The organism is Methylobacterium sp. 4-46, assembly GCF_000019365.1.
Classification (GTDB): Bacteria; Pseudomonadota; Alphaproteobacteria; order Rhizobiales; family Beijerinckiaceae; genus Methylobacterium.
In genome coordinates this window covers 2036689-2062853 of sequence record NC_010511.1, presented here as the reverse complement: position 1 = coordinate 2062853, position 26165 = coordinate 2036689, and the positions used below count along the sequence as shown (strand labels likewise).

Annotated in this window: 20 protein-coding genes and 2 pseudogenes; 12 read left to right on the top strand and 10 right to left on the bottom strand. The window is 73.8% G+C overall.

Features of this window, described 5'->3' with window-relative positions:
* The first annotated feature begins 334 nt into the window (after window positions 1-334).
* Complete coding sequence (locus M446_RS08675) at window positions 335-1060, top strand: Crp/Fnr family transcriptional regulator (RefSeq protein WP_012331728.1); 726 nt, start codon at window positions 335-337, stop codon at window positions 1058-1060.
* Between the two features lie 58 nt (window positions 1061-1118).
* Window positions 1119-1832 (top strand): Crp/Fnr family transcriptional regulator, encoded by a 714-nt coding sequence (locus M446_RS08670; protein WP_012331727.1) that lies wholly within the window; start codon window positions 1119-1121, stop codon window positions 1830-1832.
* Here the strand turns inward: M446_RS08670 and M446_RS08665 are convergent.
* On the bottom strand, window positions 1784-2119 hold the full coding sequence (locus M446_RS08665; protein WP_043701015.1) for a hypothetical protein: 336 nt from the start codon (window positions 2117-2119) through the stop codon (window positions 1784-1786). The genes M446_RS08670 and M446_RS08665 overlap by 49 nt on opposite strands.
* A gap of 149 nt (window positions 2120-2268) precedes the next feature.
* Here M446_RS08665 and M446_RS08660 point away from each other — a divergent pair, with 149 nt between their 5' ends.
* The gene (locus M446_RS08660) at window positions 2269-2976 is read left to right on the top strand and encodes a glutathione S-transferase family protein (RefSeq protein ID WP_012331725.1); all 708 of its coding nucleotides are present in this window, start codon (window positions 2269-2271) and stop codon (window positions 2974-2976) included.
* On the opposite strand, the gene M446_RS08655 is transcribed toward M446_RS08660, so the two are convergent.
* Window positions 2909-6406: a PAS domain-containing protein gene (locus M446_RS08655; RefSeq protein WP_012331724.1), complete on the bottom strand. Its 3498-nt coding sequence runs from the start codon at window positions 6404-6406 to the stop codon at window positions 2909-2911. The genes M446_RS08660 and M446_RS08655 overlap by 68 nt on opposite strands.
* A 218-nt stretch (window positions 6407-6624) precedes the next feature.
* Here M446_RS08655 and M446_RS08650 point away from each other — a divergent pair, with 218 nt between their 5' ends.
* Window positions 6625-7365, top strand: a complete 741-nt coding sequence (locus M446_RS08650; RefSeq protein ID WP_012331723.1) for a sigma-70 family RNA polymerase sigma factor — start codon at window positions 6625-6627, stop codon at window positions 7363-7365.
* Window positions 7366-7841: 476 nt separating this feature from the next.
* On the opposite strand, the gene M446_RS08645 is transcribed toward M446_RS08650, so the two are convergent.
* From M446_RS08645 to rocF, 4 genes are all read right to left on the bottom strand, one after another.
* The gene (locus M446_RS08645; RefSeq protein ID WP_012331722.1) at window positions 7842-8732 is read right to left on the bottom strand and encodes a BLUF domain-containing protein; all 891 of its coding nucleotides are present in this window, start codon (window positions 8730-8732) and stop codon (window positions 7842-7844) included.
* Between the two features lie 18 nt (window positions 8733-8750).
* Entirely contained in the window at window positions 8751-10460 is a 1710-nt protein-coding gene (locus tag M446_RS08640; protein ID WP_012331721.1) for a putative bifunctional diguanylate cyclase/phosphodiesterase, read from the bottom strand.
* Window positions 10461-10935: 475 nt separating this feature from the next.
* A complete protein-coding gene (locus tag M446_RS08635) occupies window positions 10936-11982 on the bottom strand; it encodes an ornithine cyclodeaminase (protein WP_012331720.1) in 1047 nt (348 codons plus the stop codon).
* Window position 11983: 1 nt separating this feature from the next.
* Complete coding sequence (rocF, locus tag M446_RS08630; RefSeq protein ID WP_012331719.1) at window positions 11984-12913, bottom strand: arginase; 930 nt, start codon at window positions 12911-12913, stop codon at window positions 11984-11986.
* Between the two features lie 122 nt (window positions 12914-13035).
* On the opposite strand from rocF, the gene M446_RS08625 reads away from it, so the two are divergent.
* Window positions 13036-13473: an Lrp/AsnC family transcriptional regulator gene (locus tag M446_RS08625; protein WP_012331718.1), complete on the top strand. Its 438-nt coding sequence runs from the start codon at window positions 13036-13038 to the stop codon at window positions 13471-13473.
* A gap of 164 nt (window positions 13474-13637) precedes the next feature.
* Here the strand turns inward: M446_RS08625 and M446_RS08620 are convergent, their stop codons facing one another.
* Window positions 13638-14000, bottom strand: coding sequence for a hypothetical protein (locus M446_RS08620; protein WP_012331717.1), 363 nt, complete (start codon window positions 13998-14000; stop codon window positions 13638-13640).
* A gap of 250 nt (window positions 14001-14250) precedes the next feature.
* On the opposite strand from M446_RS08620, the pseudogene M446_RS08615 reads away from it, so the two are divergent.
* The 7 genes and pseudogenes from M446_RS08615 to M446_RS08590 all read left to right on the top strand — a co-directional run bounded on the left by M446_RS08615 (window position 14251) and on the right by M446_RS08590 (window position 21384).
* Window positions 14251-15597 (top strand): annotated as a pseudogene (locus tag M446_RS08615) (NAD(P)/FAD-dependent oxidoreductase).
* A gap of 377 nt (window positions 15598-15974) precedes the next feature.
* Window positions 15975-16862 (top strand): manganese catalase family protein, encoded by an 888-nt coding sequence (locus M446_RS08610; RefSeq protein WP_012331716.1) that lies wholly within the window; start codon window positions 15975-15977, stop codon window positions 16860-16862.
* 13 nt (window positions 16863-16875) lie between these two features.
* Window positions 16876-18123 (top strand): DUF305 domain-containing protein, encoded by a 1248-nt coding sequence (locus M446_RS08605; protein WP_012331715.1) that lies wholly within the window; start codon window positions 16876-16878, stop codon window positions 18121-18123.
* 512 nt (window positions 18124-18635) lie between these two features.
* Window positions 18636-20096, top strand: a complete 1461-nt coding sequence (locus M446_RS08600; protein ID WP_012331714.1) for a methyl-accepting chemotaxis protein — start codon at window positions 18636-18638, stop codon at window positions 20094-20096.
* Between the two features lie 81 nt (window positions 20097-20177).
* A complete protein-coding gene (locus M446_RS38080; protein WP_012331713.1) occupies window positions 20178-20336 on the top strand; it encodes a hypothetical protein in 159 nt (52 codons plus the stop codon).
* A 4-nt stretch (window positions 20337-20340) separates the two neighbouring features.
* Window positions 20341-20568 (top strand): hypothetical protein, encoded by a 228-nt coding sequence (locus tag M446_RS08595; protein ID WP_012331712.1) that lies wholly within the window; start codon window positions 20341-20343, stop codon window positions 20566-20568.
* Window positions 20569-20769: 201 nt separating this feature from the next.
* Entirely contained in the window at window positions 20770-21384 is a 615-nt protein-coding gene (locus tag M446_RS08590) for a TetR/AcrR family transcriptional regulator (protein ID WP_012331711.1), read from the top strand.
* 68 nt (window positions 21385-21452) lie between these two features.
* Here the strand turns inward: M446_RS08590 and M446_RS08585 are convergent, their stop codons facing one another.
* The 3 genes and pseudogenes from M446_RS08585 to M446_RS08575 form a co-directional block, all read right to left on the bottom strand.
* Window positions 21453-22217, bottom strand: coding sequence for a slipin family protein (locus M446_RS08585; protein WP_012331710.1), 765 nt, complete (start codon window positions 22215-22217; stop codon window positions 21453-21455).
* A 69-nt stretch (window positions 22218-22286) separates the two neighbouring features.
* Window positions 22287-24433 (bottom strand): annotated as a pseudogene (locus tag M446_RS08580) (TonB-dependent receptor).
* A gap of 151 nt (window positions 24434-24584) precedes the next feature.
* A complete protein-coding gene (locus M446_RS08575; RefSeq protein ID WP_012331709.1) occupies window positions 24585-25646 on the bottom strand; it encodes a threonine aldolase family protein in 1062 nt (353 codons plus the stop codon).
* Window positions 25647-26165: the final 519 nt, after the last annotated feature.

Below are 26165 nucleotides of genomic sequence, written 5' to 3'. Positions count from 1 at the left end.
TACCGAACCGATTCATCCCAGCCAGCAAGTCGTCCTCGTCAACACTACGCGCGACACCCAGGCAGTACTGGTCCCGACCGCATCCTGCGACGGCCGGTTGATCCGCCATCGCGTAGCTGGCGAAAACTGCTTAGCGTCGTCAATGCCGGAAACGATACACCTCTGATTTGGTATGATACCCGACAAAGACGGAATTGTCGGATACCACACAGAAGAGTAGCGAAAATTGCCTTCGTCGATGGGCGTGGCGATAAGGCGGTGATTACCCCTCGACAGGTGAGATCGAGGGGCAGACGGAACGCGACCCGCGCTTCCGCCCGCGTTGGAACGAGTCGTGGCTTCGCTGCAGCAAACTGCCCTTCGCAACACGCTCATCAGGCAGCTCTCCCCCGCCGATTTCGCCGCCCTGCAGCCCCACCTCCACCCGATCGAGACCCGGATGCGGGAGGTGCTGATCGCGCCGAACGAGCCGGTGCGGCGCCTCTACTTTCCCGAGAGCGGCTTCGTATCGGTGGTGACCGCCGGACGGAGCCGGACCGAGGTCGGCCTGATCGGGTCCGAGGGCCTGGTCGGGGCATCCCCGGTGCTGCTCGGGGCCGAGAGCACCCCCCACGAGCACTACGTCCAGGGTCCCGGCGAGGCGCTGGCGATCGAGGCCGGCCGCCTCGTCGAGGCGGCCGAGGGCAGCCGCGCGATGCGGCTGCTGTTCCTGCGCTTCGTGCAGGTGCTGCTGGTCCAGACGGCGCAGACCGCCTTCGTCAACGCCACCTACCAGATCGAGGCGCGCCTCGCCCGCTGGCTGCTGATGTGCCACGATCGCACGGACGGCGACGAGTTTCCGATCACGCACGAGCTGCTCGCGCTGATGCTGGGCGTGCAGCGCACCAGCGTGACGCTGGCGCTGCAATCCCTGGAGGGCCACCACCTGATCCGGGCCCGGCGCGGGCGGATCACCGTGCTGGGACGCGGGGCCCTTGAGGATCTGGCCGGGGGCGCCTACGGGATTCCGGAGGCCGAGTCTGCACGCCTGTTCGCGGGGAGCGGACGCCCCGGGGCGTGACGGAGGCGGCGCTCGGGCCGGGGCGTGGGCATCCCGGCCGGGCCGGGGAGGGCTTGAGATGCCGGAGATCCCGCAAGAGGAGCTGCGCAACCGCCTGCTCCGACGGCTCGCACCCGACGATTTCGCCCGCGTGGCGCCGCACCTCCGGCCGGTGCGGACCGGTCTGCGGCAGGTTCTGATGCAGGCCGGCACGCCGATCGAGGCGCTGTACTTCCCGGAGACCGGCTTCAGCTCGATGACGGCGGTCGGCCCGCGCGGCCGGGGCGAGATCGGCGTGATCGGCCGCGAGGGCCTCGTGGGGGCCGCGCCCGTGCTCCTCGGCAGCGATCGCGGCCCCTACGAGCACATCGTCCAGGGCGAGGGCACGATGCTGCGCATCCCGACCGAGCGGCTGCTCGACGCGGTCGGGTCCAGCCCGTCCCTGCGCCTGCTGCTGCTGCGCAGCGTGCAGGTGCAGATGACGCAGACCGCCCAGACCGCCTTCGTCAACGCCTCCCACCAGATCGAGGCGCGCCTCGCCCGCTGGCTGCTGATGTGCCGCGACCGCAGCGAGGGCGACGAACTCGTCCTCACGCACGAGTTCCTGGCGATGATGCTGGGCGTGCAGCGCACCAGCGTGACCCTCGCCCTGCAGGGCCTGGAGGGACGGGGGCTCATCCGCGCCCGGCGCGGGCGCATCACGATCCTCGACCGGCCGCGCCTGATCGCGGCGGCGGAGGACGGCTACGGCGTGGCGGAGGCCGAGCACGACCGCCTGATCGAGGCGGCGTGACGGCGTCGGGGCGGATCGGGCTCGGGCGCGGCCTCGGGCTCGCCGAGCCCGGGCCGCAGCGTGTCGAGGGTGAGCGGGTCAGGGCGCGGGCTCTCCTGAGGGCCGCCGGACGTGACGCGGCCCCGCGCGAGGACGGCCTTCTCCGGATCGAGCCCGGTCCCCGCCAGGCGCTCGCGCCGCGGCGCCTCGCAGGCGACGGAGAGGGCCGCGCCCGCACGCGCCGCCCCGCAGGAGCCGCCCGAGCCCGAGGCGGTCGGGCCTCCCGCGGCGCCGAGGATCAGCCGCACCTGCCGATCGCGGCCGGGCGGCCACCCGTCCCGGCCACCCGGCGCAGCCCGCGGGAGAAAAGCCCCGCGGCCCCTTCAGGGCGGCGCGGGGCCGTGCCATGTCACGCCCGACGCGCACCGGAAGGGTGCCGCACGCGAGGAGATGCCGAGTGATCACCTTCTTCTACAATCTCTCGCCCAACCCGATGAAGGTCGCCCTCTGCCTGGAGGAGATGGGCCTGCCCTACGCGGCGCGGCCGGTCGACACCCGCCGGGGCGAGCAGCACGATCCCGCCTTCACGGCCCTGAACCCCAACGGCAAGGTGCCGGTCATCCTCGACGAGGAGGCCGGGGTGCGGGTGTTCGATTCGAACGCGATCCTGCTCTACCTCGCCGAGAAGACCGGGCGCTTCCTGCCCGAGCAGAATCTGGCCGCCCGCGCCGACCTCCTCTCCTGGCTGATGTTCGTGGCGACCGGGATCGGCCCCTATTCGGGCCAGGCGGTGCATTTCCGGCACTTCGCCCCGGCGCCGGACGATTACGCGCGGGCGCGCTACGTCTACGAGGCGCGCCGCCATTACGGGATCCTCGACGCCCAGCTGAAGGACCGGCCCTTCGTGCTCGGCGAGACCTACACCATCGTCGACATGGCGGTCTGGGGCTGGGCCCGGATGGTGCCCTTCGTGCTCGGGGCCGGACTCGCGGACGACTCGGCCTGGGCCGGGTTCCCCCACCTGAAGCGGCTCGTCGACGGGATCTCCGCCCGCCCGGCCGCGCAGGCCGCGCTCGCCCTCAAGGACAGGCACGCCTTCAAGGCCGAGATGGACGAGGAGGCGCGCCGCCACATGTTCCGCTTCCTGGCGCAGCCGGCGGGCTGAGCGCGGCGGGCGCCCCCGGTCCCGCGCCGGGGGCGCCTGCGATCATCCCGCGGATGCGCCGCGCCAGCTCCTCCAGCACGAAGGGCTTGGTGAGCACCTCCATGCCGGGTTGCAGGTCGCCCGCGCCGACCACCGTCGTCTCCGCGTAGCCGGTGATGAACAGGACCTTCAGGTCCGGCCGCAGCACCCGGCCGGCATCGGCGAGCTGGCGGCCGTTCATGCCGCCCGGCAGGCCCACATCGGTGACGAGGAGGTCGATCCGGCCCTCCGCCCGGAGCTGCGCGAGCCCGGCCGCCCCGTCCCTCGCCTCGAGCGCCCGGTAGCCGAGATCCTGCAGCACTTCGGCGACGAGCAGGCGCACGCTCGCCTCGTCGTCGACGACGAGCACCGTCTCCCCGTCCCGGGCCCGCGGCGGCGCCGCGCGGTCCGGAACCTCCTCGGGCGCCCGCGCCGGCCCGTGATGGCGGGGAAACAGGAGGGCGACCGCGGTGCCCCGCCCCTGCGCCGAGTCGATGCGCACCTGGCCGCCCGACTGGCGCACGAAGCCGTAGATCATCGACAGGCCGAGGCCGGTGCCCTGGCCGAGGGGCTTCGTGGTGAAGAACGGGTCGAAGGCCCGCGCCAGCACCTCCGGGCTCATGCCGGCGCCCGTATCCGTCACCGTGAGCGTCGCGTAGGCGCCGGGCGGCAGGTCGCCCGCGCCCGGGCCGAGCTCGCGCTTGGCGGTCGCGATGACGATGCGCCCGCCCTCCGGCATCGCGTCCCGGGCATTGATGCACAGGTTGAGCAGCGCGTTCTCGAGCTGGCCCGGGTCGACCAGGATGGTCCAGGGGGCGGGGTCGGGCTCCACCGACAGGCTGACCGCCGGGCCGATGGTGCGCCGGATCAGCTCCTCCATGCCGGCGATCAGGAGGTTGACGTCGATGGGCCTGGGGTCGAGGGTCTGGCGGCGCGAGAAGGCGAGGAGGCGGTGGGTCAGCGCCGCCGCCCGCTTGGCCGCCCCCTGCGCCGCGTCGATGTAGCGGCCGGTCTCCGACACCCGCCCCTGCGCCAGGCGCGACTGCAGCAATTCGAGCGAGCCGGAGATGCCGGTGAGCAGGTTGTTGAAGTCGTGGGCGAGGCCGCCGGTGAGCTGGCCCACCGCCTCCATCTTCTGCGCCTGGCGCAGCGCCTCCTCGGCCCGGCGCTGGTCGGTGACGTCGCGGCCCTCGGCCACCAGGAAGATCGGTCGGCCCGCCTCGTCGAGGACGGGCTTCATCGAGAAGTCGAAGCTGCGCAGGCCGATCGGCAGGCGATGGCGGGATTCGTAGCGCACGAAGGCGCCGCGCGCGACGCGGGCGATGCCCTCCCGCAGCCGCGCGGCCTCCTCGGGCAGGTCCCGCCACCAGGGCGAGTCCCACATCTTCACGCCGACGACCTCGGCCAGCGCGACACCCGCCGCCTCCAGGGCCGCGCGGTTCACCACCAGGATGGTGCCGTCGAGGGCGGCGAGACCGGTGAGCTGGAAGGTGGTGTCGAAGATGGCGCGGAAGCGGCGCTCGCTCTCGGCCAGGGCGGCGGTGCGCTCCTGGACGCGCCGCTCCAGGCTCTCGGCGAGGTCCCGCACGGCGGCCTCGGCGCGCCGCCGCTCGGTGATGTCGATCACCGTGACGCCCACATAGGCCACCGCCCCGTCCGGGCCGAAGACCGGGAAGAAGCTGGTGAGCCAGGAGCGGAGCTCCCCGGGCCGGGCCGGCGTCTCCCCGTCGACCTCCAGCGTGTCGAGGGAGCGGCCGGTGGCGACGACCTCGTCGAGGGCGGGCCCGACCGTGACCGCGTTCACCGGCAGCACCTCCTCGATGCTGCGCCCGAGATGGGCCGCGACGGGGAGGCCGTTGATCTCGGCCAGGACCGCGTTGAGGCGCACGTAGCGGTGCTGCGGATCGAAGAAGGCGAAGCCGATCGGGGCGTGGGCGAGGAGCGCGTCCAGGGTCGAGACGGTCTCGCCGAGCGCCGCCTCGCTGCGGCGCAGGGCCGCCTCGGCCAGCATCCGCTCCACCGAGGCGGAGGCGATCTGGGCGAGCTGGACCAGCATCGCCTCGTCGGTGGCGTCGAACTCGCCGCCGTCCACCCGGTCGGAGAGCTGGATCAGGCCGAGGTTGCGCCCGTCGCGGCCGATGAGCGGCGCGGCGAGCCAGCCGCGCATCGGCGGAGGGGCGCAGGCCTGGGCGCCGACGCCGCGCCGGCGCGGATGGGCTTCGAGCTCCGCCTGGGACATCCGCGCCGGGCGGTTCTGCTCGCAGACCATCGCGTCGATGCCGGTCCCGTCAGGGGCCGGCAGGTCGCGGCCCCGGGCGGCGCAGCGCCGGTCCGGGGAGAGCGCGCTCACCGCCCGGCTCCGCTCCTCCCCGCCCGTGAGGCTCGTCACCGCCTGGCGGGCGCCGATGATCCGGCGCGCCGCCCGGGTGATCGCGTCGAGGGTGGCGGCGAGGGTCGGCGCCCGCGCCACCCCGAGGGCCGCCTCGGCGAGCTGCTGCAGCTGACGGGAGCGCCGCCTCAGGGCGACCTGGGCCCGGTGGCGCTCGGTGACGTCGGTGCCCTCGCAGAGCACGCCGACCACCCGGCCCTCCTCGTCCGTCACCGGCGCGTAGACGAGATCGAGGCGCAGATCGCGCGCGGGCCCCTCCGGCCCGGGCCGCAGGCGCACGCGCGCGGCCCGGGCGGCGCGGCGCTCGCCCGTGGCGCGGACCTGGTCGAGGCGCTCCAAGACGCCCGGCCCGGCGAGGTCCGGGACGGCCGCGCGCAGGCTGCGGCCGAGGACCTCCCGCGCGCCGAACAGCGCGCGGAAGGCGGCGTTGGCGAACTCGATCACGTGGTCGGGGCCGCGCAGGATGCAGATGAAGCGCGGCGCCTGCTCCAGGATCCGGCGCTGCCGCTTCGCCTCGGCGACGAGCCGGCGCTCGGCCAGGACGCGGGCCGTGGTCTCGACCACCACCGCCAGCACCCCGGCGGGACGGCAGCCCTCGTCGGGCACCGGGGAATAGTCGAGGTTCATCCAGACCCGCTCGGGCCGGCCGCTGCGGTGGAGGACGAGTTCCTGGTCCTTGTAGGCGAGCGTCCCGCCCGCGAGCACCACCCGCATGACGTGGTCGTTGAAGGCCGCGACCTCCGGCCACCCCTCCCGCACCCGGCTGCCGAGCAGGGCCGGGTGGCGGCCGGCGGCGAGCACCGCGTAGGCGTCGTTGTAGATCATGACGCCGTCCTCGCCCCAGAGCAGCACCATCGGCACGGGGGAGAGCAGCAAGATGCCGACGGCGGTGCGCAGGCTGCCGGGCCAGGACCCGATCGGCCCGAGGGGAGTGGCCGCCCAGTCGTGGGCGCGGACGAGCGCGCCGAGCGCGCCGCCTCCGGCGATCCCGATGACCTCCTTCGGCCGCGTCTCGACGGTCACGGCGGCTGTCCTCCTCTCTCGGGGGGCGCGCGCGGCGTCACCGCGAAGATGTCGCCGGCGGGAGCCGTGTCAATCCGCGTGGACGCCCGCAGCCCGGCGGCGCCGGCCTGCGGCACGGGATGCCGCGGCGCGGTCCGGGGCGCCCGACCGCTTGACGCCGCCCCGGCTCGCCATAGCTGGACTTCCAGTAATACTCCTATCTAGTATTTGGAGGCCCAGTGCTCTTGTCCCCCGATGCCCCGGCGGTCCCGGCGGCGACCGACAGCGTGCTCCTGCCCGAGCCGGTGCGCGACCATCTCGGTCACGCGCTGCGGGAGCTCTACGGGGCTCACCAGACGGCGGAGCTGTCGTCCTCGCTGCAGGCGCTTCTCGACCAACTCACCAAGGCGCTCGACGCGCAGTCCGACGCCGATCTGCGCGCCTTCCATGCCGGCCTGATGAAGGCGCTGCCCTCGCTGCGCGCCTTCGCGATCAGCATGGCGGGGCGGACCGCCGAGGCCGACGACCTCGTGCAGGAGACCGTCCTGCGCGGCTGGCAGAACCGCGAGCGCTTCACGCCGGGCACCAACCTCGACGCGTGGCTGTTCACCATCATGCGCAACCACTTCTACTCGCTGCGGCGCAAGCGCTCGCGCGAGGTGGAGGACGACGAGGGACAGTACGCCGCGATGCTGGCGGTGGCGCCGCGCCAGGACCACGGGGTGAGCCTCGTGGAGGTGCAGGAGGCGCTGTCGCGGCTGCCGCCCGACATGCGCGAGACGCTGGTGCTGGTGGGCGTGCAGGAACTGACCTACGAGCAGGTCGCCGCCATGATGGGGGTCGCGGTCGGCACCATCAAGAGCCGCGTGAACCGCGCCCGCTCGCGGCTCGCCGCCCTGCTCGGCTATACGGGCCGGGAGTTGCAGGCGGACGCGATGATCCAATCCGCCATGACGAACCGGGGGATGCCGCGCGGCTGAGCGCGGCGCGCCCGGGACCCCGTCCTGATCGCCCGTCCTGATCGCGCTCGACCCCGTGGCCTGCCTCGTCTGCGCGCTGCCGCGCGCAGATCGGCGGACCCTGTCCCTTCATGAAGGGCGAGCGGACCGGTCTCGCTTTCGTGGCCGCAGGCGCACGCGCCGTCGCAAAACCCCTCGCGCGGCGCGCCTGGGCGCCGCTCCCGCAACGTTCCATGCCACGCGAGCATGACAGTCCCCCGCCAAGCTCGGTTGCGTTGTGCGGTGCAGCGTGGGACAAAACGACGTCGCCGCCGCGATGGCGTCGCGGCGGCGATTGCCCTCTTGGGGCGTTTCCTCCCTAGACTTCGGGCCGCTCGCGAGGGCGGCCTTTTTTTCTGCCTTGGGTCCGAGGGTCTTAGCCGGAGGCGTCGGCCCCCACAAGCACAATTGTGCGGCACGCTCCCGTTGGTGGCACTTTTGTGCTCAATCGGGCCGGGTCAGGCGGCCTTTCGGCCGGTTCGCGCCGGATCCGGCCCCGGCGCGACCGCCTCGGCCTCCTGATGAAGGGCCGCCGCGAGGAGGCGCGCGCGCTCCGCCCAGCGGTCCCGGTCGCGCCGCAGGGCCTTGACCTCGTCCCGGACCAGCGCGAGCGCGACGCGCAGGTCGTCGAGGTCGCCGCGCAGGGACGTGGTGCGGGCGCGCTCCTCGGCCAGGGCCTCGCGCAGGACGGCGAGGGCTCCCTCTGCCGCCGGCAGCTCCCCGGCCGCCGGCAGCTCCCCGGCCGCCGGCAGGTCCCGGGCCTCCGGAAGCTGCCGCCCGGCATCGGGCGCGGGCGCCGCGCCGGCGGGCGCGGCCCCGGCCGGCTGCAGGGCCGCGAGTTCCGCCCGCAGCCGGTCGGGATCGAAGGCGGGCGGGGGGCCGTCCGCCGCCGGGGCGCCGGGCAGCAGGCTCGGGGCGTCGGAGACGTCCTCCTCCTCCAGCACGAGGCCGTGCAGCATGGCGAGGACGGCATCGCCGTCGAGGCGCTCCGGATCGAACCCGCTCTCGGCCGCGATGCCGCTCCACAGCGACCGGCCGCGACCGGACTGGCCCACGAAGGCCATGGCCCAGTTGGCAAAGCCGCGCGCCTCCACCGGGCCGCATTGCAGGACCGTGACGTCGCTGTGGCGCAGGTCGCGCTGGATGCGCTCGAAGGTGGCCTCGACGCTCCTGCGGGGGCCCTCCAGCACCTGCGCGAAGGCGCCGGCGTTGAACATCAGCGCGCCCGTGACCCCGGCGGCCTCGTTGTTGCGGCGGGAGGCCGCCAGGATCTGCACGATGGCCGCCTCCGCCTCGTCGGGCTTCAGCAGGTTCCGGCTCGCGTAGACGAGGCGGTAAAGGTCTTGCATCGGGGCCTCCGTGGGGGATCAGGAGCGGGCGAGCAGGGCCAGGAGGTCGTCGGCGGGGATCGGGCGGCTCACGAGGTAGCCCTGCACGTCGGTGCAGCCCTCCGCCCGGATGCGGCGCATCTGCTCGGGCGTCTCGACGCCCTCCGCCACGGTGGTCATGCCGAGGCTGCGCCCGAGCCCGGCGATCGCCCGGATGATCGCGTCGCCGTCGGGCTTCTGGGCCATGTCGCGGACGAAGGAGCGGTCGATCTTGATCTTGTCGAACGGGAAGGCGCGCAGGTAGCTCAGCGAGGAGTAGCCGGTGCCGAAATCGTCCATCGAGACGCGCACGCCGAGGTCGCGCAGGCGGTGCAGGGTGCGCAGGGTCTGGGCGTCGTCCTGCAGGAGAAGCCCCTCGGTGATCTCGATCTCCAGGCGCGGGGCGGGCAGCCCCGAGCGCGCCAGGGCCGAGACTACGGTGTCGACGAGGCGGTCGCCCTTGAACTGCGCGGGCGAGACGTTGACCGCGACCGTGATCGGCCGGGGCCAGCGCACGGCGTCGTGGCAGGCTTGGCGGATCACCCAGTCGCCGATCGGCACGATCAGGCCGATCTCCTCGGCCAGCGGGATGAACTCGGCGGGCGAGACCATGCCGCGGACGGGGTGGCGCCAGCGCAGCAGCGCCTCGCAGCCGGTGAGGCGCTCCTCCAGCAGGTTGAGCTGGGGCTGGTAGTGGATCTCGAATTCGCGCCGGGCGAGCGCTTGGCGCATGTCGAGCTCGAGCTGGCGGCGCGCCTGCATCTGCGCGTCCATGGTCGGCTCGAAGAACCGGAAGGTGGCGCGCCCGTCGCGCTTGGCGCGGTAGAGGGCGAGGTCGGCGCTCTTGAGGAGGCGGTCGGGATCGGTCCCGTCCTGCGGGGCGAGCGCGATGCCGAGGCTCGCCCCGATGCTGACGAGGTGGCCCTCGATCATGTAGGCCCGGCCGATCAGGTCGACGAGGCGCTGGGCGAGCGCGGTGGTGTCGGCGGCGTCCCGCACGGCCGATTGCAGGACCACGAACTCGTCCCCGCCGATGCGGGCCACCGTGTCCTCGGCCCGCACCGTCGCGCGCAGCCGGTCGGCGACCTTCTCGAGCAGCGCGTCGCCGACCGGGTGGCCGAGCGTGTCGTTGACCGGCTTGAAACGGTCGAGGTCGACGAGCAGGAGCGCGCAGCCCTCGCCGCGCCGCGCGAGCCGGTCGAGGGCCGCGCCGAGGCGCTCGCGCAGGAGCAGGCGGTTGGGGAGCCGGGTCAGGGGATCGAGCCGCGCCGTCTCGGCCGCGCTCGCCTCGGCGGCGCGCCGCGCGCTGATATCCTCCAGGGTGGCGACCATTCCGGTGCCGGGGACGCGGCTCAGGGAGACCTGCACGGTGCGGTCGCGGTGGCAGAGGTCGAGGGAGACGGCGCCCTCCTCGCGCAGGCGCCGCGCCGCCCGCAGGATGTCGGCCCTGGCGAGGGCGCCCGCCCCGCGCAGGGCCGCGATCAGGCGCCGCGGAGAGAGCGGCTCGGTGAGGTCCGGCGCGAGCGCGGCGAGCAGCGCCCGGGCCGGCTCGGTGCAGAGCGCGACGCGCCCCGCCTCGTCCAGGATCAGCAGCCCGTGGCGCAGGCCGTCGAGGCAGCGCAGGAGCAGCGCCCGCGGCAGCGGGGAAGCGGGCTCCGGATCGGTCGGGCCCCGGAGGGTGTTCTCGACGCGATGCGCACCCAACGCCATGACGGACCGCCCCCGGATCGCAGCCTGCCCCGCGGCCAGCGTGCAGTACTCGGCAGGAGTAAGACTGGATTCCTAAGGAAAGATTGATCAAACGGCCCGGTCCCGGGCCTCTCCGGCGGGGACACGCGCCGGCAACACGCGTGAATGACCGGTCTCTCCGGATTCCGCTGCGGAAGATCTTCTGCCTGGAGCAGCCGTCGCGGCGCCGCGCCGCAACGGCGCGCGATCAGCGTCCGCGCATGACCTTGAGTTAACCGGACTTGACCTGCGTACTTCGCGGCGCACATCTTGGCGCCGCCGCGGCGGGCGGTGCAGCTGGATCCGGCCCCGCAGAGTGCCGGGAGGCCCGGGACGACCACCTTCGGCGGGCCAAATCGATGACCCGGGCCACGCCGCCTCTCGTGGTCCGATGCCGTTCGCGCAGCCGTCCGTCGCCCTGGCGGCCGGCTCGCGGCGGGACCGGGGAGCGGCCCCGTCACGCCGCCCGCGCCCGCGCCCTCAGCAGCATGCCGAAGAGGTCGCGGGGCTCGTCCGGGTCGGCGACGAGGTCGAGCTCGGTGAAGAACGGGTGGATCGCCAGCGCCTCCCGCACGTAGCGCAGGGCGGAGAAATCCTCGATCGCGAAACCGACCGAATCGAACAGCGTCACGGCGCGCGCGTCGCGCCGGCCCGGCGCCCGGCCGGCGAGGACCTGCCAGAGTTCCGTCACCGGGTGGTCCGGGGGCAATTGCTGGATCTCGCCCTCGATCCGGGTCTGGGGCGCGTACTCGACCGTGATCTCGGCCCGCCGCAGCACGTCCGGATGCAGTTCGGTCTTGCCCGGGCAGTCGCCGCCGACGCCGTTGATGTGGATGCCCGGACCGACGAGGTTGTCGGTCAGGATCGTGGCGTTCTGCTTGTCGGCCGTCGCCGTGGTGACGATCTCGGCCCCCTCGACCGCCGCCGCCACGCTGGTGCAGGGCTGGAGGTCGAAGCCGAGCCCGGCGAGGTTGCGCAGGCACTTGGCCGTCGCGGCCGGGTCGATGTCGTAGAGGCGCAGGCGGTCGATCCCGAGCAGCGCCTTGAAGGCCATGGCCTGGAACTCGGCCTGGGCGCCGTTGCCGATCAGCGCCATGGTGCGGGCCCCCGGCGGCGCCAGGACCCTGGCCGCCACCGCCGAGGTCGCGGCGGTGCGCAGCGCCGTCAGGATCGTCATCTCGGTGAGCAGCACCGGGTAGCCGTGGCTCACATCCGCCAGCACGCCGAAGGCCGCCACGGTCTGGCGGCCGCTGCGCAGGTTCTTCGGATGGCCGTTGACGTACTTGAACCCGTAGGAGGTGCCGTCGCTCGTCGGCATCAGCTCGATGACGCCGTCGACGCTGTGCGCGGCGACCCGCGGCGTCTTGTCGAAGGAGTCCCAGCGCCGGAAATCGGCCTCAATGCAGGCGGCGAGGTCGGTCAGGACGCGCTCGACGCCGATCGCCAGGACGAGGCGCATCATGTTCTCGACGCTGACGAAGGGCACGGTGTTGAGGGCCCGCATCTCAGTAGCTCCGGGTCGGACGGTCGAGGACGCGCCGGCCGAGCAGGCTCGCGGCGAGGTCGACCATCAGGAGCGCGGTGCGCCCGCGCTCGTCGAGGAAGGGGTTGAGCTCCACGAGGTCGAGGGCGCGCACGAGGCCGCTGTCGTGCAGCATCTCCATCACGAGATGCGCCTCGCGGAAGGTGGTGCCCCCCGGCACGGTGGTGCCGACCCCCGGCGCGATGCCGGGATCGAGGAAGTCGACGTCGAGGCTGACATGCAGCAGCCCCTCCGCCGCCGCGACCTGGTCGAGGAAGGACGCGAGGGGGCGCGCGATGCCCTCCTCGTCGATGGTACGCATGTCGTGCACCGTCACGCCCGCCTCGCGCAGCGCCGTGCGCTCGTCGGGATCGACGCTGCGCAGGCCGATCATGCAGACCCGGCGCGGATCGAGGGGCGCCTCGAGGGGCGGGAAGTAGCCGGCGAAGCCCGGCCGCCCGGTGACGTAGGCCATCGGCACCCCGTGCAGGTTGCCGCTGCGCGTCGTGTCGAGGGTGTGGAAGTCCGGGTGCGAATCGAGCCAGAGCACGAAGAGAGGCCGCCCCTCGGTCCTGGCGCGCCGGCTCATGCCCGCGATGGTGCCGGCCGAGAGGCTGTGGTCGCCGCCGAGGAAGAGCGGCAGGCTCTCGGCGGCGAGTTGCTCGGCGGCCTCGGCGAGGGTCGCGGTCCAGCCCGCCACCTCGGGCAATTGGCGGATGGCGGGGTTCGGGTGGACCTGCGCCGGCCAGGGCGGCGCCGCGAGGTTGCCCGCATCGACCACGGCGAAGCCGAGGTCGCTCACCGCCTCGGCGATCCCGGCGGCCCGGTAGGCGCTCGGGCCCATGTCGCAGCCCCGGCGGCCGGCCCCCGCCTGAACCGGAACCCCCACCAGCACGCATCGCGATCCGCGCATCCCCGACCTCCTCGCACACCGAATCTAGGCGGCGGCCGCGGCGGTTTGAACGACCCGGATTGGCAGATCGGCGGCCGCTTCCTACCATTTCGGCAAGCGTGGCCGCCCGAACCGGAGGCGCCGTGGACGACCTCGACCGCCGCCTGATCACCATCCTGCGCCATGACGGGCGGCGCAGCATCTCCGATCTCGCGGGTGATCTCGGCGTGTCGCGGGCGACCGTGCGGGCGCGCATCGCCCGGCTGGAGCGCGAGGGGGAGATCGTCGGCTACACGGTGGTGCTGCGGGCGGACGCGACGGCGCCCTCCGTGCGCGCGCTGACCCTGATCGAGGTCGAGGGCCGCAAGGCGGACGAGGTCATCGGGGCGCTCACCGGATTCCCAGAGGTCGGCGCCGTGCACACCACCAACGGGCGCTGGGACATCGTGGCGGAGATCCTGGCCGGGAGCCTGACCGACCTCGACGCGATCCTGCGCCGGGTGCGCCTGATCCCGGGCGTCACCGCCTCCGAGACCCACCTGCTGCTCGCCACCCCGCGCAGCACGCGGGCGCGGCTGTGATGCCGACGGCCCAGGATGCCGACGCATCGGTCCGTCGACCGTCACGATTCGTCGACGCACGCCGACGGCTCGGCGGCGGATCGAGAACGCAATCAGCGGCTACGGGACGTGACCGTCGGCGTGAGGCCGCACGCGGGCCCCCCCGCGACGGGCCGGGAGGCCTGCTACTTGAACCACATCACCGAGGCGAAGATCAGCGCGACCAGCACGATGAAGGCGATGAAGAAGGGCAGCGCCTTGTTCTGGCGGTGATGGGCGTAGGACGGCTTCTCGGCCCCGCCCTCGAAGCGCCCGGCCCCCTCGCTGCGGCGCGCCTGCGCCACCCGCTCGGCGGAGGGCGGGTGGCCCGCGGCCTCGTCGTCGGTGCCGAGCGGCGACAGGCCCGGATCGAACACCTCGGTCTTGTCGCCCGTGCGCCCGCTGTCGATGTCGGCCTTGAGCTGGGCCGTGGTGGCGCCGGAGGCGGGCGGCGGGTCGATCGGCTTGATCGTGTGGGTGGGGGGAAGGTCCGTCCGTGTCTCGGCCATGCTCCGCCTCGCGCCGGCTCGTGCCGCACCGCCGGCCGTCGCGGCCGGATGCCTCGGACCAACCGGCGGGCCGGAGGTCCGTTCCGGGGCAGATCGTCCCCGGTCGGGCCCGGCACCCCGCCCGGCATGTCCGGTCGAGCCCGATGGTCCCCGGGGCGCGAGCCCCCGCCGGTCCGGTCCGGACGCGAGCAGCCACCCGCGAGCAGTCCCCCGCAAGCAGCCCCCCGCAAGCAGCCACCCGAAGGACAGCATGGCAGATCGCGCACGCCCGGCCGAACCCGAGGCTGCCGCATCCGGAGCACCCGTTCCGGCGGAGGGCGCCGAGCACCACGTCGTGATCGTCGGCGGCGGCTTCGGCGGCCTCGCGGTGGCGCAGGAACTCGGCGGCGCCGCGGGCATCCGGGTGACGCTCGTCGACCGGCGCAACCACCACCTGTTCCAGCCCCTCCTCTAGCAGGTGGCGACCGCCGTCCTGTCGCCCGGCGAGGTGGCCGAGCCGATCCGGCGCATCCTCAGCCGCCACCGCAACGTCCGGGTGCTGCTCGGCGAGGTGAGCGGCGTCGACCGGGCCGCCAGGGAGGTGCGGCTGCAGGACGGGGGCGCGATCCCCTACGACACCCTGGTGCTGGCGACCGGCGCGACCCACAGCTATTTCGGCCACGCCGAGTGGGAGCGCCTCGCCCCCGGCCTCAAGACCCTCGACGACGCGCGGGCGATCCGCGCCCGGGTCCTGCTCGCCTTCGAGCAGGCCGAGCGCGCGCCCGACCCGGCAACGCGGGAGCGCCTGACCACCTTCGTGGTGATCGGCGGCGGCCCGACCGGGGGCGAGATGGCCGGCGCCATCGCGGGCCTGTTGCACCAAGCCCTCGCCCGCGACTTCCGCGCCGTCGATCCGACGAAGGCCCGCATCCTGCTGATCGAGGCTGCCCCGCGCATCCTCGGCACCTTCCCGGAGGACCTCTCGGCCTACGCGACCCGGGCGCTGGAGCGCCTCGGCGTCACCGTGCTGACCGGCTCCCCGGTCGAGGCCATGGACGAGACCGGGGTGACGGCGGCGGGCCGGCACATCCCGGCGGCGGTGATCGTCCGGGGGGCGGGCGTGCGCGCCTCCCCGGCGGGGGCGTCGCTCGGCGTCGAGACCGACCGCGCCGGCCACGTCCCGGTCGGCCCCGACCTCGCCGTCGCGGGCGCGCCCGACGTCTACGCGCTCGGCGACGTCGCCCTCGCCCGGGCGCAGGACGGCTCGCCCCTGCCGGGCCTCGCCCAGGTCGCCCACCAGCAGGGCCGCTACCTCGGCAAGGCCCTGCGCGCCCGCCTCCTCTCCGGGCAGCGTCCCGCCCCGTTCCGCTTCCGCTCGCGCGGCGACCTCGCGGTGATCGGGCGCAACAGCGCCGTCGTGCAGTGGGACAGCGTCAAGCTCAGGGGCTTCCCGGCCTGGCTGGTCTGGGGCATCGCCCACGTCGACCTGCTGGTCGGCTTCCAGAACCGCCTCGTCGTGACGCTGCACTGGCTGTGGGCCTGCGTCACCTACCAGCGCGGCGCCCGCCTGATCTCGGAGCGCGACGAGGCCCGCGCCGCCCGCCACCAGCGGGCCTGAACCGGCCGGAACAACGCCCGCCGGCGGCGGGTTGGCCCCACGAAGGCTGACCCTTCATCGGACCCTCCTGCGAGTCGCCTCCACGCCCCCCGGCCCGGCCGGCGGGGCGTTCTTTTGGCCCGCGCATGCGAGCAGAGAGGCCGGGTTCACTTATGTGAATTCAGGCGCGAAATCGACGCATTTCAGATCTGAATCCTTCTTATGTGAAATCAATCCTCGGCTTGACCGCGAGATGTCGGCACGGAAATCAACCTTTTACCGGCGACGCAGCGTGAACCCGGCCGCGCAGGCCGCGTTGAGCCGCAGGGCGTCATACTCAGGCTGAGTCTCTCGATGAGGTCGGGAGCGCGCCCGGTCCGCCCGATCAGGAGTGCCTGATGTACTGCCACGACAAGCGCCTGCAATATCCGGTCCGGGTCGAGAAGCCCGATCCGATCTTCGCCCGCCAGCTGCAGCAGGCGATCGGCGGGGTCGAAGGTGAGATCCGCGTCTGCCTGCAGTACTTCTTCCAGGCCTGGGGCGCGCGTGGCCCGGACAACACGTATCGCGACGCGCTCCTGCACACGGCGACGGAGGAGATCAGCCACATCGAGATGCTGGCGACCGCGGTGGCGCTGAACCTGGAGAATGCGCCCGCGACCCTTCAGGAGACGACCGCGCAGGCGAACCCGATCGTCGGCGCCGTGATGGGCGGCGAGCGCCCGCGGCACGTGGCCGAGGGCATGCTCCACCGCCACATCCTGTCGAGCGGCATGGCGGCCCTGCCCGAGAACGGCGACGGCCTGCCCTTCGACTGCTCGCACGTCTACGCCAGCGGCAACCTCGTCGGCGACATGTTCGCCAACGTGGCCGCCGAGGCGACCGGCCGCACCCTGGCGGGGCGCCTGTTCAACGCCGCCCACGATCCCGGCATGCAGGACATGCTGCGCTTCCTCAGCGCCCGCGACACCATGCACCAGCAGCAATGGCTCGCGGTGATCGAGGATCTCGGCGGCCTGCGCGAGTCGCTGCCGGTGCCCAACAGCTTCGATCAGTCGAAGGAGGCGCAGGAATTCAGCTACATGTTCGTGGGCACCGACCGGAACGGCACGCCGGTGCCGCCCGGCCGCTACTGCGAGGGACCCTCGATGGACGGCCGCGGCCAGTTCACCTTCAAGGCCTTCGAGCCGCTCGGGGAGGAGCCGGTGCTCGGCCCGGCCCGACCGGATTCGGGCGCCCAGAAGGAGCAGATGACCGAGCCGCCGGTCACCCACGGCAAGATCTGACGGATCCGCCGGCATGGCCGGGCCCGTGGCCGCACCCGAATCCGGGGCGCTCCCCTCGCGGGGCGCCCCGCTCCGCGCCCCCGCCGGCCTCGACTGGCGGGCCGCCTGCCTGCTCGGGCTCGTCAGCAGCACCTTCTCGACGCTGGTGAGCCAGCTCGCCGCGGCCCGGATCGGCCGCGACGCCGCCGTCGACTGGATGGTGGTGGCGGCGATCCCGTTCCGGGATCCGGCCCTGCAGGCGGATCCCGGCTGGCCCGCCATCCTGGGCGGCATCCTGTTCCACCAATGGGCGGATCTGTCCTGGGCGGTGGTGTTCTTCGGCCTCCTGGGGCGCTGGACGGCGGGCCTGCGCCCGGGCGTCCTGCTGGCCCTCGCCCTGCCCTGGGCGCTCCTCACTTCGGCGAGCGAGTGGCTCCTCCTGGTGCCGGCGATCCCCTTCCGGCAGCCGATCTTCACCCTGGAGCAGCCCTACTGGATCGGCTTCCTCGTCCACGTCACCTCGGCGCTCTGCTACCCGCTCTTCCCATGGCTGCGCGACCGGCTGGCGCGGCGTCCCTCGCCGAACGCCCGCGCCGCCGGGCTCTGGGCCTGGCTCGCGGGCGGGTTCGCGCTCGCCCTCTCGGTCCTCGCCGCCCTCGGCGCCCAGGGCCGCGAATGGCCCTGGGCGGGACGCGACCGCGCGGGCGACCAAGCCTTCATGCGGCGCATGGCGAGCCATCACGCGCAGGGGATCGTCCTGGCGCGGCTCGCCGCCGAGCGGGCGCGGGACCCGCACCTGCGCGCCCTCGCCCGGCTGATCGCGGCCGCGCAGGCGGGCGAGGTCGCGATCCTCGACCAGTGGTGGCGCAGCTGGTTCGATTCCCCGCTCGCCGTCTGCGGGCCGCGGGAGCGGGCCGCCATGCCGGGCATGCTCGGCGAGGCCGAGATCGACGGCCTGGCCCGGGCGGCGCCCGACGCCTTCGACGCCGCCTTCGTGCGCCTGATGACGGCCCATCACCGGGGCGCCATCGCGATGGCGGACGCGGCCCTGCGCGGCGCGGGCGACCTGCGCGTGCGGCTGATGGCGCAGGCGATCCGGCACAACCAGCGCGGCGAGATTGAGCTGATGCGGGGCCGCGAGGGGCTCGCCGCCACGGCGGCGGCGATCGGGAACCTCGTGGCGCGCCTCGGCGCGGCGCCGGCCGACGGCGATCAGGACCCCGCCCCCGGCGCGCCGCAGCGGGCCGAACTCCCCCGCGCGGTCCTCCCGCAGGATCCGTGAGCCCGGCCTCCCCGCCGCGCCCTCGCCCGCCCCGCGATGCCTAAGCCCTCCGGGGTGGGGCCGCGGCGGCGGACCGGTCGCGCCCCGTCCCATCCACAGGGACCGGTCCTGATCCAGATCAAGGACGGGAGCGGGAGATCCTGCATGGCGGGCCCCGGAAACCCCGCGCCGGGGCCGGATCCGGGCTCCGCGGCCGCGGGCGCGCCCTCCCGGCCGCGTCCGCTCGCCGCACGGCCTAGGCCGTCCCGGGTTGAGGAAGGGTGAATTGCGCGCTGGGCCGCGCGGCGCAGCGGGCCGTGCCCGGTGCCCGCACGCCTTGCCCAATCCTGAATTCGCGCGGAGCCGCCGCGCGCGGCGCGGCGCGACGCATGTCGGCCGACACGCCTCCTGAGGAGTTTAGTCCCTTTTTCGGCCTTGCCGATGACCAAGGGTCACTGAGAGATTGGGGCGCCATACCGAGCCCCGACCCGGCACCGTGAGCATTGCCAACCAGGATTTCAGGGAGCAGACCGATGCTATGGAGGCAGCGGCCCAGCATGGCCGAAGCGACGCTCGCCGCGTTCGACAGGTCGCTCGCGCTCATCGAGTTCGATCTCGACGGAACGATCCTGCACGCCAACCGGAACTTCCTCACGGTCGTCGGCTACGACCTGGAGGAGGTGAAGGGGCGGCATCACCGCATCTTCGTGGCCGAGAAGGCGGCCGCGGCCCCGGACTACGCGCAGTTCTGGGCGCGGCTGCGCCAGGGCGAGTTCTTCGCCGGCGAGTTCCAGCGCGTCGGCAAGGGCGGCAGGCCCGTGTGGCTGGAGGCGACCTACAATCCGATCATCGGGCCGGACGGGAAGCCCTTCAAGGTGGTGAAGCTCGCGGCCGACATCACCCGCAAGAAGAACGAGGTCAGCCGCCTGCTGACGATGATCGAGGGCATGCCGATCGCCGTGATGACGGCCGACCCGCAGCACGACCTGCGCATCGACTACATGAACGCGACCTCGCGGCGGATGCTCGCGGATCTCGAGCGGCACCTGACGGTCAAGGCGGGCGACCTGCTCGGGGCCCCGCTCGACGCCTTCTACCGGGTGCCGGGCGCGCCGAGGGACGCGCTGGCCCGGCCGGACGGGCTGCCGCGGCGCGCGCGGCTCACGCTCGGGCCGGAGACCCTGGACGTTCAGATCTCGGCCATCGCCGGGCAGGACGGCGCCTATCTCGGACCGATGCTGACATGGTCCGTGGTGACCGCGCAGGTCGCCGTCGCGGAGGACGCCGCCCAGGTCGTCGAGGCCGTGACCGGGGCGGTCGGCGAGATGCAGGATTCGGCCGAGGGCCTGACGCGCGCGGCCGACGAGGCGCGCCAGCGCGCCTCCACGGTGGCGGCCGGATCGGAGGAGATGACCGCCTCGATCCACGAGATCTCGGGCCAGGTCGGGCGCGTCTCCGAGCGCGCCCGGCAGATCGCCGCGCAGGCCGAGGCGACCGACGCCACGGTGCGGATGCTGTCCACGACCGCCCGCGAGGTGGATTCGGTGGTGGGCATGATCAGCGGCATCGCGGGCCAGACCAACCTTCTCGCCCTCAACGCCACGATCGAGGCGGCCCGGGCCGGCACCGCGGGCCGCGGCTTCGCCGTGGTCGCGAGCGAGGTCAAGGCGCTCGCCGCCGAGACCAGCAAGGCGACCGGCGAGATCACGCAGCGCATCAGCGACATCCAGGGCGCGACCGGCGAGGCCGTGGCGGCCATGGAGACGATCAACCTCGCGGTGGCCGAACTCTCGAAGCTGACGCTCGCCATGGCGAGCGCCGTCGAGCAGCAGGCGGCCTCGACCCAGGAGGTGTCGAGCAACATCGCGGCCGTCTCCTCGGCGGCGGCGGCGACGGGCGAACTCGCCGAGAAGGTCCGCCGCATCGCCGCGAGCCTCACCGGGCACTCGGAGGGGCTCAACGCCAGCATGGAGAAGTTCCTGGCGGCGAGCTGAGCGCCCGCCGGGATCGCGACGGCGGCGCGAACCGCCCGCTCCCCCGCACGTTGGCCCGGACCCGCATCTCGGAGACAGGCCATGGCCGACCAACCCGACGCCCCGCGCGAGCGCGACGATCTCCCGTCCATCGACGGGCCGCGCCTGACGCCCCAGGGCCGCACCGCGGAGGGGGGCGAGGACGCGACCGACCCGCGCGGCGGCGCCAAGCAGGGCCAGGGCGACAAGGCCGAGGGGTGAGCGCGTGCGCCTCGCCCTGCTCGCCCTCGCCGGCCTGATCGCGGCGCCGGCCCTCGCCGGGGACGCCGCCCCGCCCGGCCGCGACGACCGTCAGGCCCTGCCGGCCGGCCAGAGCCCGGTGAGCCAGACCGACCGCTCCCACGAGGGACCGGGTCCGGAGCGGGCGCCCGGCCGGCCGACCGTGGACCGGACGGGCCGGCCGGAGCCGACCGCGCCCAAGGTCCCGCGCTGAGGCTCCCGGGGCGCCGCGCGGCCCGGCGGCGATGGCGGCCCCGGCTGCCGAGGCGGCCCCGGCTGCCGAGGCGGCCCCGGCTGCCGAGGCGGCCCTTGCCCGCAAAATCGGCGACTGCCCCTCCCCGGCAATTGTGCCGGCTCTCGGCCTGTGCCTTTCTGCCCGACGGATCGTCCCCGTTCGCGTCGCATCACGGAAGGCATGGCCATCACCCACACGGGCGAGACCCGTCCCAAGCGCCGCCGCCGCCCGCCCGAGGAGGCGCGCCGCGTCGTCCTCGAGGCCGCGCGGGGGCTGCTCCTCGACAAGGGTCCGCAGGCCCTCACCCTGCAGGGGGTGGCCGCCGCCGTGGGCATGACTCACGGCAACATCACGCACCATTTCGGCACCAGCGCGGCCCTGCACGCCGCCCTGGTGGCCGACATGGCCGAGGCGATGGCGCGCGAGGCCGAGGCCAGCGTCCAGGCGATGCGGGCGGGCGCGATCGGCCCCGACGTGGTGGTGGCGGAGATCTTCGAGGCGCTGAACCGCGGCGGCTACGGGCGCCTCGTGGCCTGGCTCGCCGCCTCGGGCGACATCGCGACCCTCGAACCGTTCTTCTCCGCCGTCGAGCGCGCGGTGCGGCTCCTGCGGGCGGTCGAGCCCGCGGGGACCGACCCGCACGCCCGCGGCACCGGGCCGATCACCTTCATGCTGCTCGCGGGCGCCCTCGGCGCGACCCTGCTGGGCCCCGAACTCGTGCGGGCGACCGGGCTGACCGAGGCGGCGGTGCAGCGCCTCTTCGTCAGCCAGATGCAGGCGATCCGGGCGACCTGAGGCGGCCCGGGATGCCGACGCGTCGGGCCGTCGACCCGCTCGAAGGGTCGACGCAAGCCCATGGCGTATCAGCCCTTGCGGGCCAGGGTCTCGGCGATCTTCCCGGCGACGTTCACGAACTCGGACGGCATCATGATGATCGTCGTCGTGTTCTGCTCGGCGCCGACCTCGGTGATCATCTGCATCCGCCGCAATTCGAGGCCGGCCGGGTTCTGCATGATCGTCTCGGAGGCGGCGCGCAGCTGCTCGGCGGCCTCGAGTTCGGCCTGGGCCTTGATCAGGCGGGCCCGCTTCTCGCGCAGGGCCTCGGCCTCCTGCGCCATCGCCCGCTGCATCGATTCGGGGATCTCGACGTTCTTCATCTCGACCCGCTCGACCTTGACGCCCCAGGGCTCGGTCACGGCGTCGATCTTCTGCTGCATCACCCGCGAGATGCCCTCCTGCTCCTTGAGCACGTCGTCCAGGGTGTGCTGGCCGAGCACGATGCGCAGCGTGGTCAGCGCGACCTGGATCACCGCCGTGCCGACGTCCCGCACCTCGAGCCGCGCCCGTCCGGGATCGACCACCCGGTACCAGATCACGGCGTTCACCTTGATCGGCACGTTGTCCTTGGTGATCGTCTCCTGCTGCTCGACCGGGGCCGTGACGACGCGCAGGTCGACGGTGCTCTGCCACTCGACGAGGGGGATCAGCCAGTAGAGGCCCGGGCCCCTGGTGCCGTGGAAGCGCCCGAGCCGGAACACGACCGCGCGCTCGTACTGGTTGGCGATGCGCAGGCTCGCCAGGAGGGCGGCGAGGGCGAGGAGGGCGAGGATCAGGAGGACGATGGGCATCGACGGGCTCCGTGCCGGTTCCCCTCCCTATACGGCGCGCGGCGCCCGCGCGCCCTCGGAACCGGGCCGTCAGAACCGGGCCGTCACGAACAGGCGGACGCCGCGGCCCGGCAGCACGACCTCGTCCTTCTTGAACGAGGCGGAGTTGCGGATGACCGCGTCGAGGAGGTTGGTGCCGACGAGCCCGACCCGGATCTCGGAGAGCCCGTCCACCGCCGGATCGAGGGCCTTGGCGTAGCTCAGCTCCGCGCGCAGGTCGTCGTAGCCGGGGGTCCGCGTCTCGTAGGGCGCGGTCTCGGTGTGGGCGAAGGCGTGGAGCAGGTTCACCCGCGCGAACCAGCCCTCCGTCCGCAGGAACAGCCCCCCCCGACCCGGTGGGGCGGGATGCGCGGCACGTTGGTGCCGTCGTCGAAGGTCGCCCGCACGTAGTCGTACTGCGCGTCGAGCCCGAAAAACCCGTTGCCGACCGGCAGGAGATCGAGCTGGCCGGCGATCTCGGCGCCGTGGAAGGCCGCGTTCTGCTGCGTGTAGACGATCTGGTCGAGTTCGGTCCCGGTCCCGCAGCTGGCGAAATCGTCGTCGCAGCGGGCGCCGGTCAGGCGCTTGTAGACGAAGCCGGTGTAGCGCGTCGCGTAGCCGGTGGCCTCGAAGCGCAGCGGGCCGACGCCGCGGCGCAGACTCGCCTCGACGGTGCGGGCGCGCTCCAGCCGCAGGCTCGGGTCGCCGATCTCGAACGTCCCGGTCGCGTCGTGCGGCCCCCGCGAGTAGAGCTCGAAGGCGGAGGGCGCCCGCTCGACGTAGGAGCCGGTCAGGCTCGCCACGAGGCCGTAGGGCAGGTCCTGGAGGAGGCCGAAGCTCGCGCTCTTGGGCGCGAAGCGGCGGCGGCGGCCGTAGGAGAGCGGATCCTCGCCCGCGACCGGGAGGTAGTCGCCGGGAAAGAGCGTGGCGGTGCCGGTCGCGCGCGCGCCCTCGATCCGCCCGGCCGCCTGGAGGCGCGTGCCCTGGCCGAGCGCCAGCTCCTCGAACAGGTAGAGGGCGTTGCTGCGCGAATCGGTGGGGGCGAGCAGCGTGCCGGCCTCGCCCGACGTGCCGAGCACCCGCCGCTCGGCCTGGACGCCGAGCGCGCCCGTCAGGGTGCCGAAGGGCAGGATCGCCGGGACGTGCTGGATCTCCAGGCGCGCCTCCGCCTCGCGGTTCCTGAAGGTCGACTGGATGCCGTCGATCCCGTCCTCCCCGATCCCGATCTCGTGGTGCCGGTAGATCGAGCCGCCGAGCCAGAAGCGGATCGCCTCGATCGGCCCGTCGACGGGCCGCACCTCGCCCTGGCTCTGGAGCTTGTCCTGGGTCGGGTCGAGGCGGGTGCGGCCGCGCGCGGCGTCGCCGCCCGGGATCCGGTAGAGCGCGTCGAAGTGGCTGAAGGCGAGGCCGACGAAGCCGCGGTCGAGGAGGTAGGACATGCCCACCGCACCGCCCTGGGACTCGGCGGCGGAGTTGCGCTGGAGGCCGAGCGGCGTGCGGTAGCTGTCCTGCGCGCTGCGGAAGCCGTCCGCGTGGACGACCACGGTCTCGCCGCCCGCCTCGACGCGCGCGGCCCCGTTGCGGCCGAGATCCACCGAGGAGAACCCGCCGAGCACCTCGCCGGCGATGCCGTTCGGCGGCGCGAGGCGGGGGATGCGGCCCGTCTCGGCGCTCACCACGCCGCCGATCGCCTGGCTGCCGTAGCGCAGGGTGGCGGGGCCGCGGATCACCTCGATGCGCTCGGCCACGAGCGGGTTGACCGGCACCGCGTGGTCCTCGCCGAGATCCGAGACGTCCTGCACGCCGAGCCCGTTCTCCTGGATGCGCACCCGCGCCGTGTCGAGGCCGCGGATGATCGGCCGGCTCGCGGCGCCCGGGGCATAGGTGGTGGCGGAGAGGCCCGGGCGGTCGAGGAGCGCGTCCCCGAGTGTGAGCGGCTGGCGGCTCGCGAGCGCGCCGCGGGTGATCACGGTCACGGGCGAGAAGGTGTCGGTGACGACCGGGAGCACGCCCGGCCCCCCTCCCCCGCTGGGCCGCGCCGCGGCGGGGCCCACGATCGGGCTCGGCGAAGTGACGGTGATCTCGTCGAGGCGGATCTCCTCGGCCCGCGCCGCTCCCGCCGCGAGGATCCCGAGGATCGCGAGCCCTGCCCGTCCGTGTGCCACCGCCAGCCTCCATGAAACGTTATCCTGTTTCATTGGCCGAGCGGGCTGACCCTGCGCAAGGTCCTGGGCGGCCGCGCTCACACGGCGCGCCGAAGCGTAACGATATTACAACACACCCCGCCCGGGCGGGGGGGCGACACCCCGCCCGGGCGGGGGCGGCTCCGGCCCGCGGTCCCGCCCTGCCTCAGGCGCAGGCGCGCGCGAGGGCCAGGAAGGCGTCGACCTCGGCCTCGGTCGTCGAGAAGGCGGTGATGAGGCGGGCGAAGCGCTCGTCCTCGCGCACGGCCTCGCCCGGCGGCAAGCTGGTCGAGTGCCAGCCGTAGAACACCGCGCCGCCCTCCTTCAGCCCCCGCTCCAGATGCGCCGGCAGGATCGGGAACACCTCGTTCGCCGCCACCGGCCAGGCGAGGCGCACGCCCGGGATGGCCGCGAGGCCCCGCCCGAGCCGGGCCGCCATCCGGTTGGCATTCGCCGCGTTGGCGAGCCAATGGTCCCCCTCCAGGTAGGCGTGGAGCTGCGCGGCGAGCAGGCGCCCCTTCGACAGGAGGTGGCCCGCCCGCTTGCGCCGGTACTCGATCGTCTCGGCGAGGTCGGGACGGAAGACCACGATCGCCTCGGCGGCGAGCGCCCCGTTCTTGCTCGCCCCGAAGGACAGGATGTCGACGCCCGCCCGCCACGTCACCTCCGCGGGCGAGCAGCCGAGCGCCGCGACCGCGTTGGCGAAGCGCGCGCCGTCCATGTGCACGGCCAGCCCGTGCCGGTGGGCGAGGCCGGACAGGCGCGCCACCTCGTCGGGGCCGTAGACGAGCCCGCTCTCCGTCGCCTGCGACAGGGTCAGGGCGCGGGCCGGCATCTGCTTGACGTGGCGCGGCATCGCCGCGAGCGTGGCCTCGAGGGCGGCCGGGTCGATCTTCGAGCCCGTCCCGGGCAGGCCGGCGAGCTTGGCCCCGTGGGTGAAGAATTCCGGCGCGCCGCACTCGTCGCCCATCACGTGCGCCTCCTCGTGGCAGAGGCAGAGGCCGTAGGGCGGCACCATCGCGGCGAGGGCGATCGCGTTCGCGGCCGTGCCGGTCGCGACCGGAAAGATCACCAGGTCCGGGTGGTCGAACAGGGCGCGGAACCGGTCGCGCAGCCCGGCGGTGAGCGGGTCGGCGCCGTAGGCCGGCATGGGCCCTGCATTCGCGCGCACCAGCGCGTCGAGGATCGGGGCGCTCGCGCCGGTCACGTTGTCGCTCGCGAAGTTCATCAGGTCCGCTCCCGCCGAATCAGCCGGCGCCACAATGCCGCGCCGGCCCCGCCTCCGCGACCGAGGCACCATCATGACGGGCATGCGCGGTCCCGGCGTCACCGGGCCGCCCGGCGGAAAAACTGCGCCGCCCGGGCGCGAATTGAACGTCCGTTGCGGCGCGCGGCCGCAGAACGCAAGAAAATGACGCGGCGGCGTGGGCACGGCCCTTGCTGGCGCGGGGGAAATCTGGCAACTTCCGGAAATAGGACAGTACCGCTGTCCCATTTCGTGCGGGCCGCGCGGCCCGGGTTCCTGAAGGGCGCTGGCTGGTGGCTCGCTGGTCCATGGCTTGCACGGTGACCAAACGAGATCCGAAAGACACCGCCCCGCGGGCGGTGCGGACGCGCGCCGGCTGACGAGGCCGCGAGGCGTCCGCGAGGTGCGGGCGCTCCCCTGACGCGAGACGCGACCGAACCTCCAAGAGAACGATGCGGCGGCCCATGCTAGGCCCCGCCGAGCGTGAACCCGCCCGCCGGC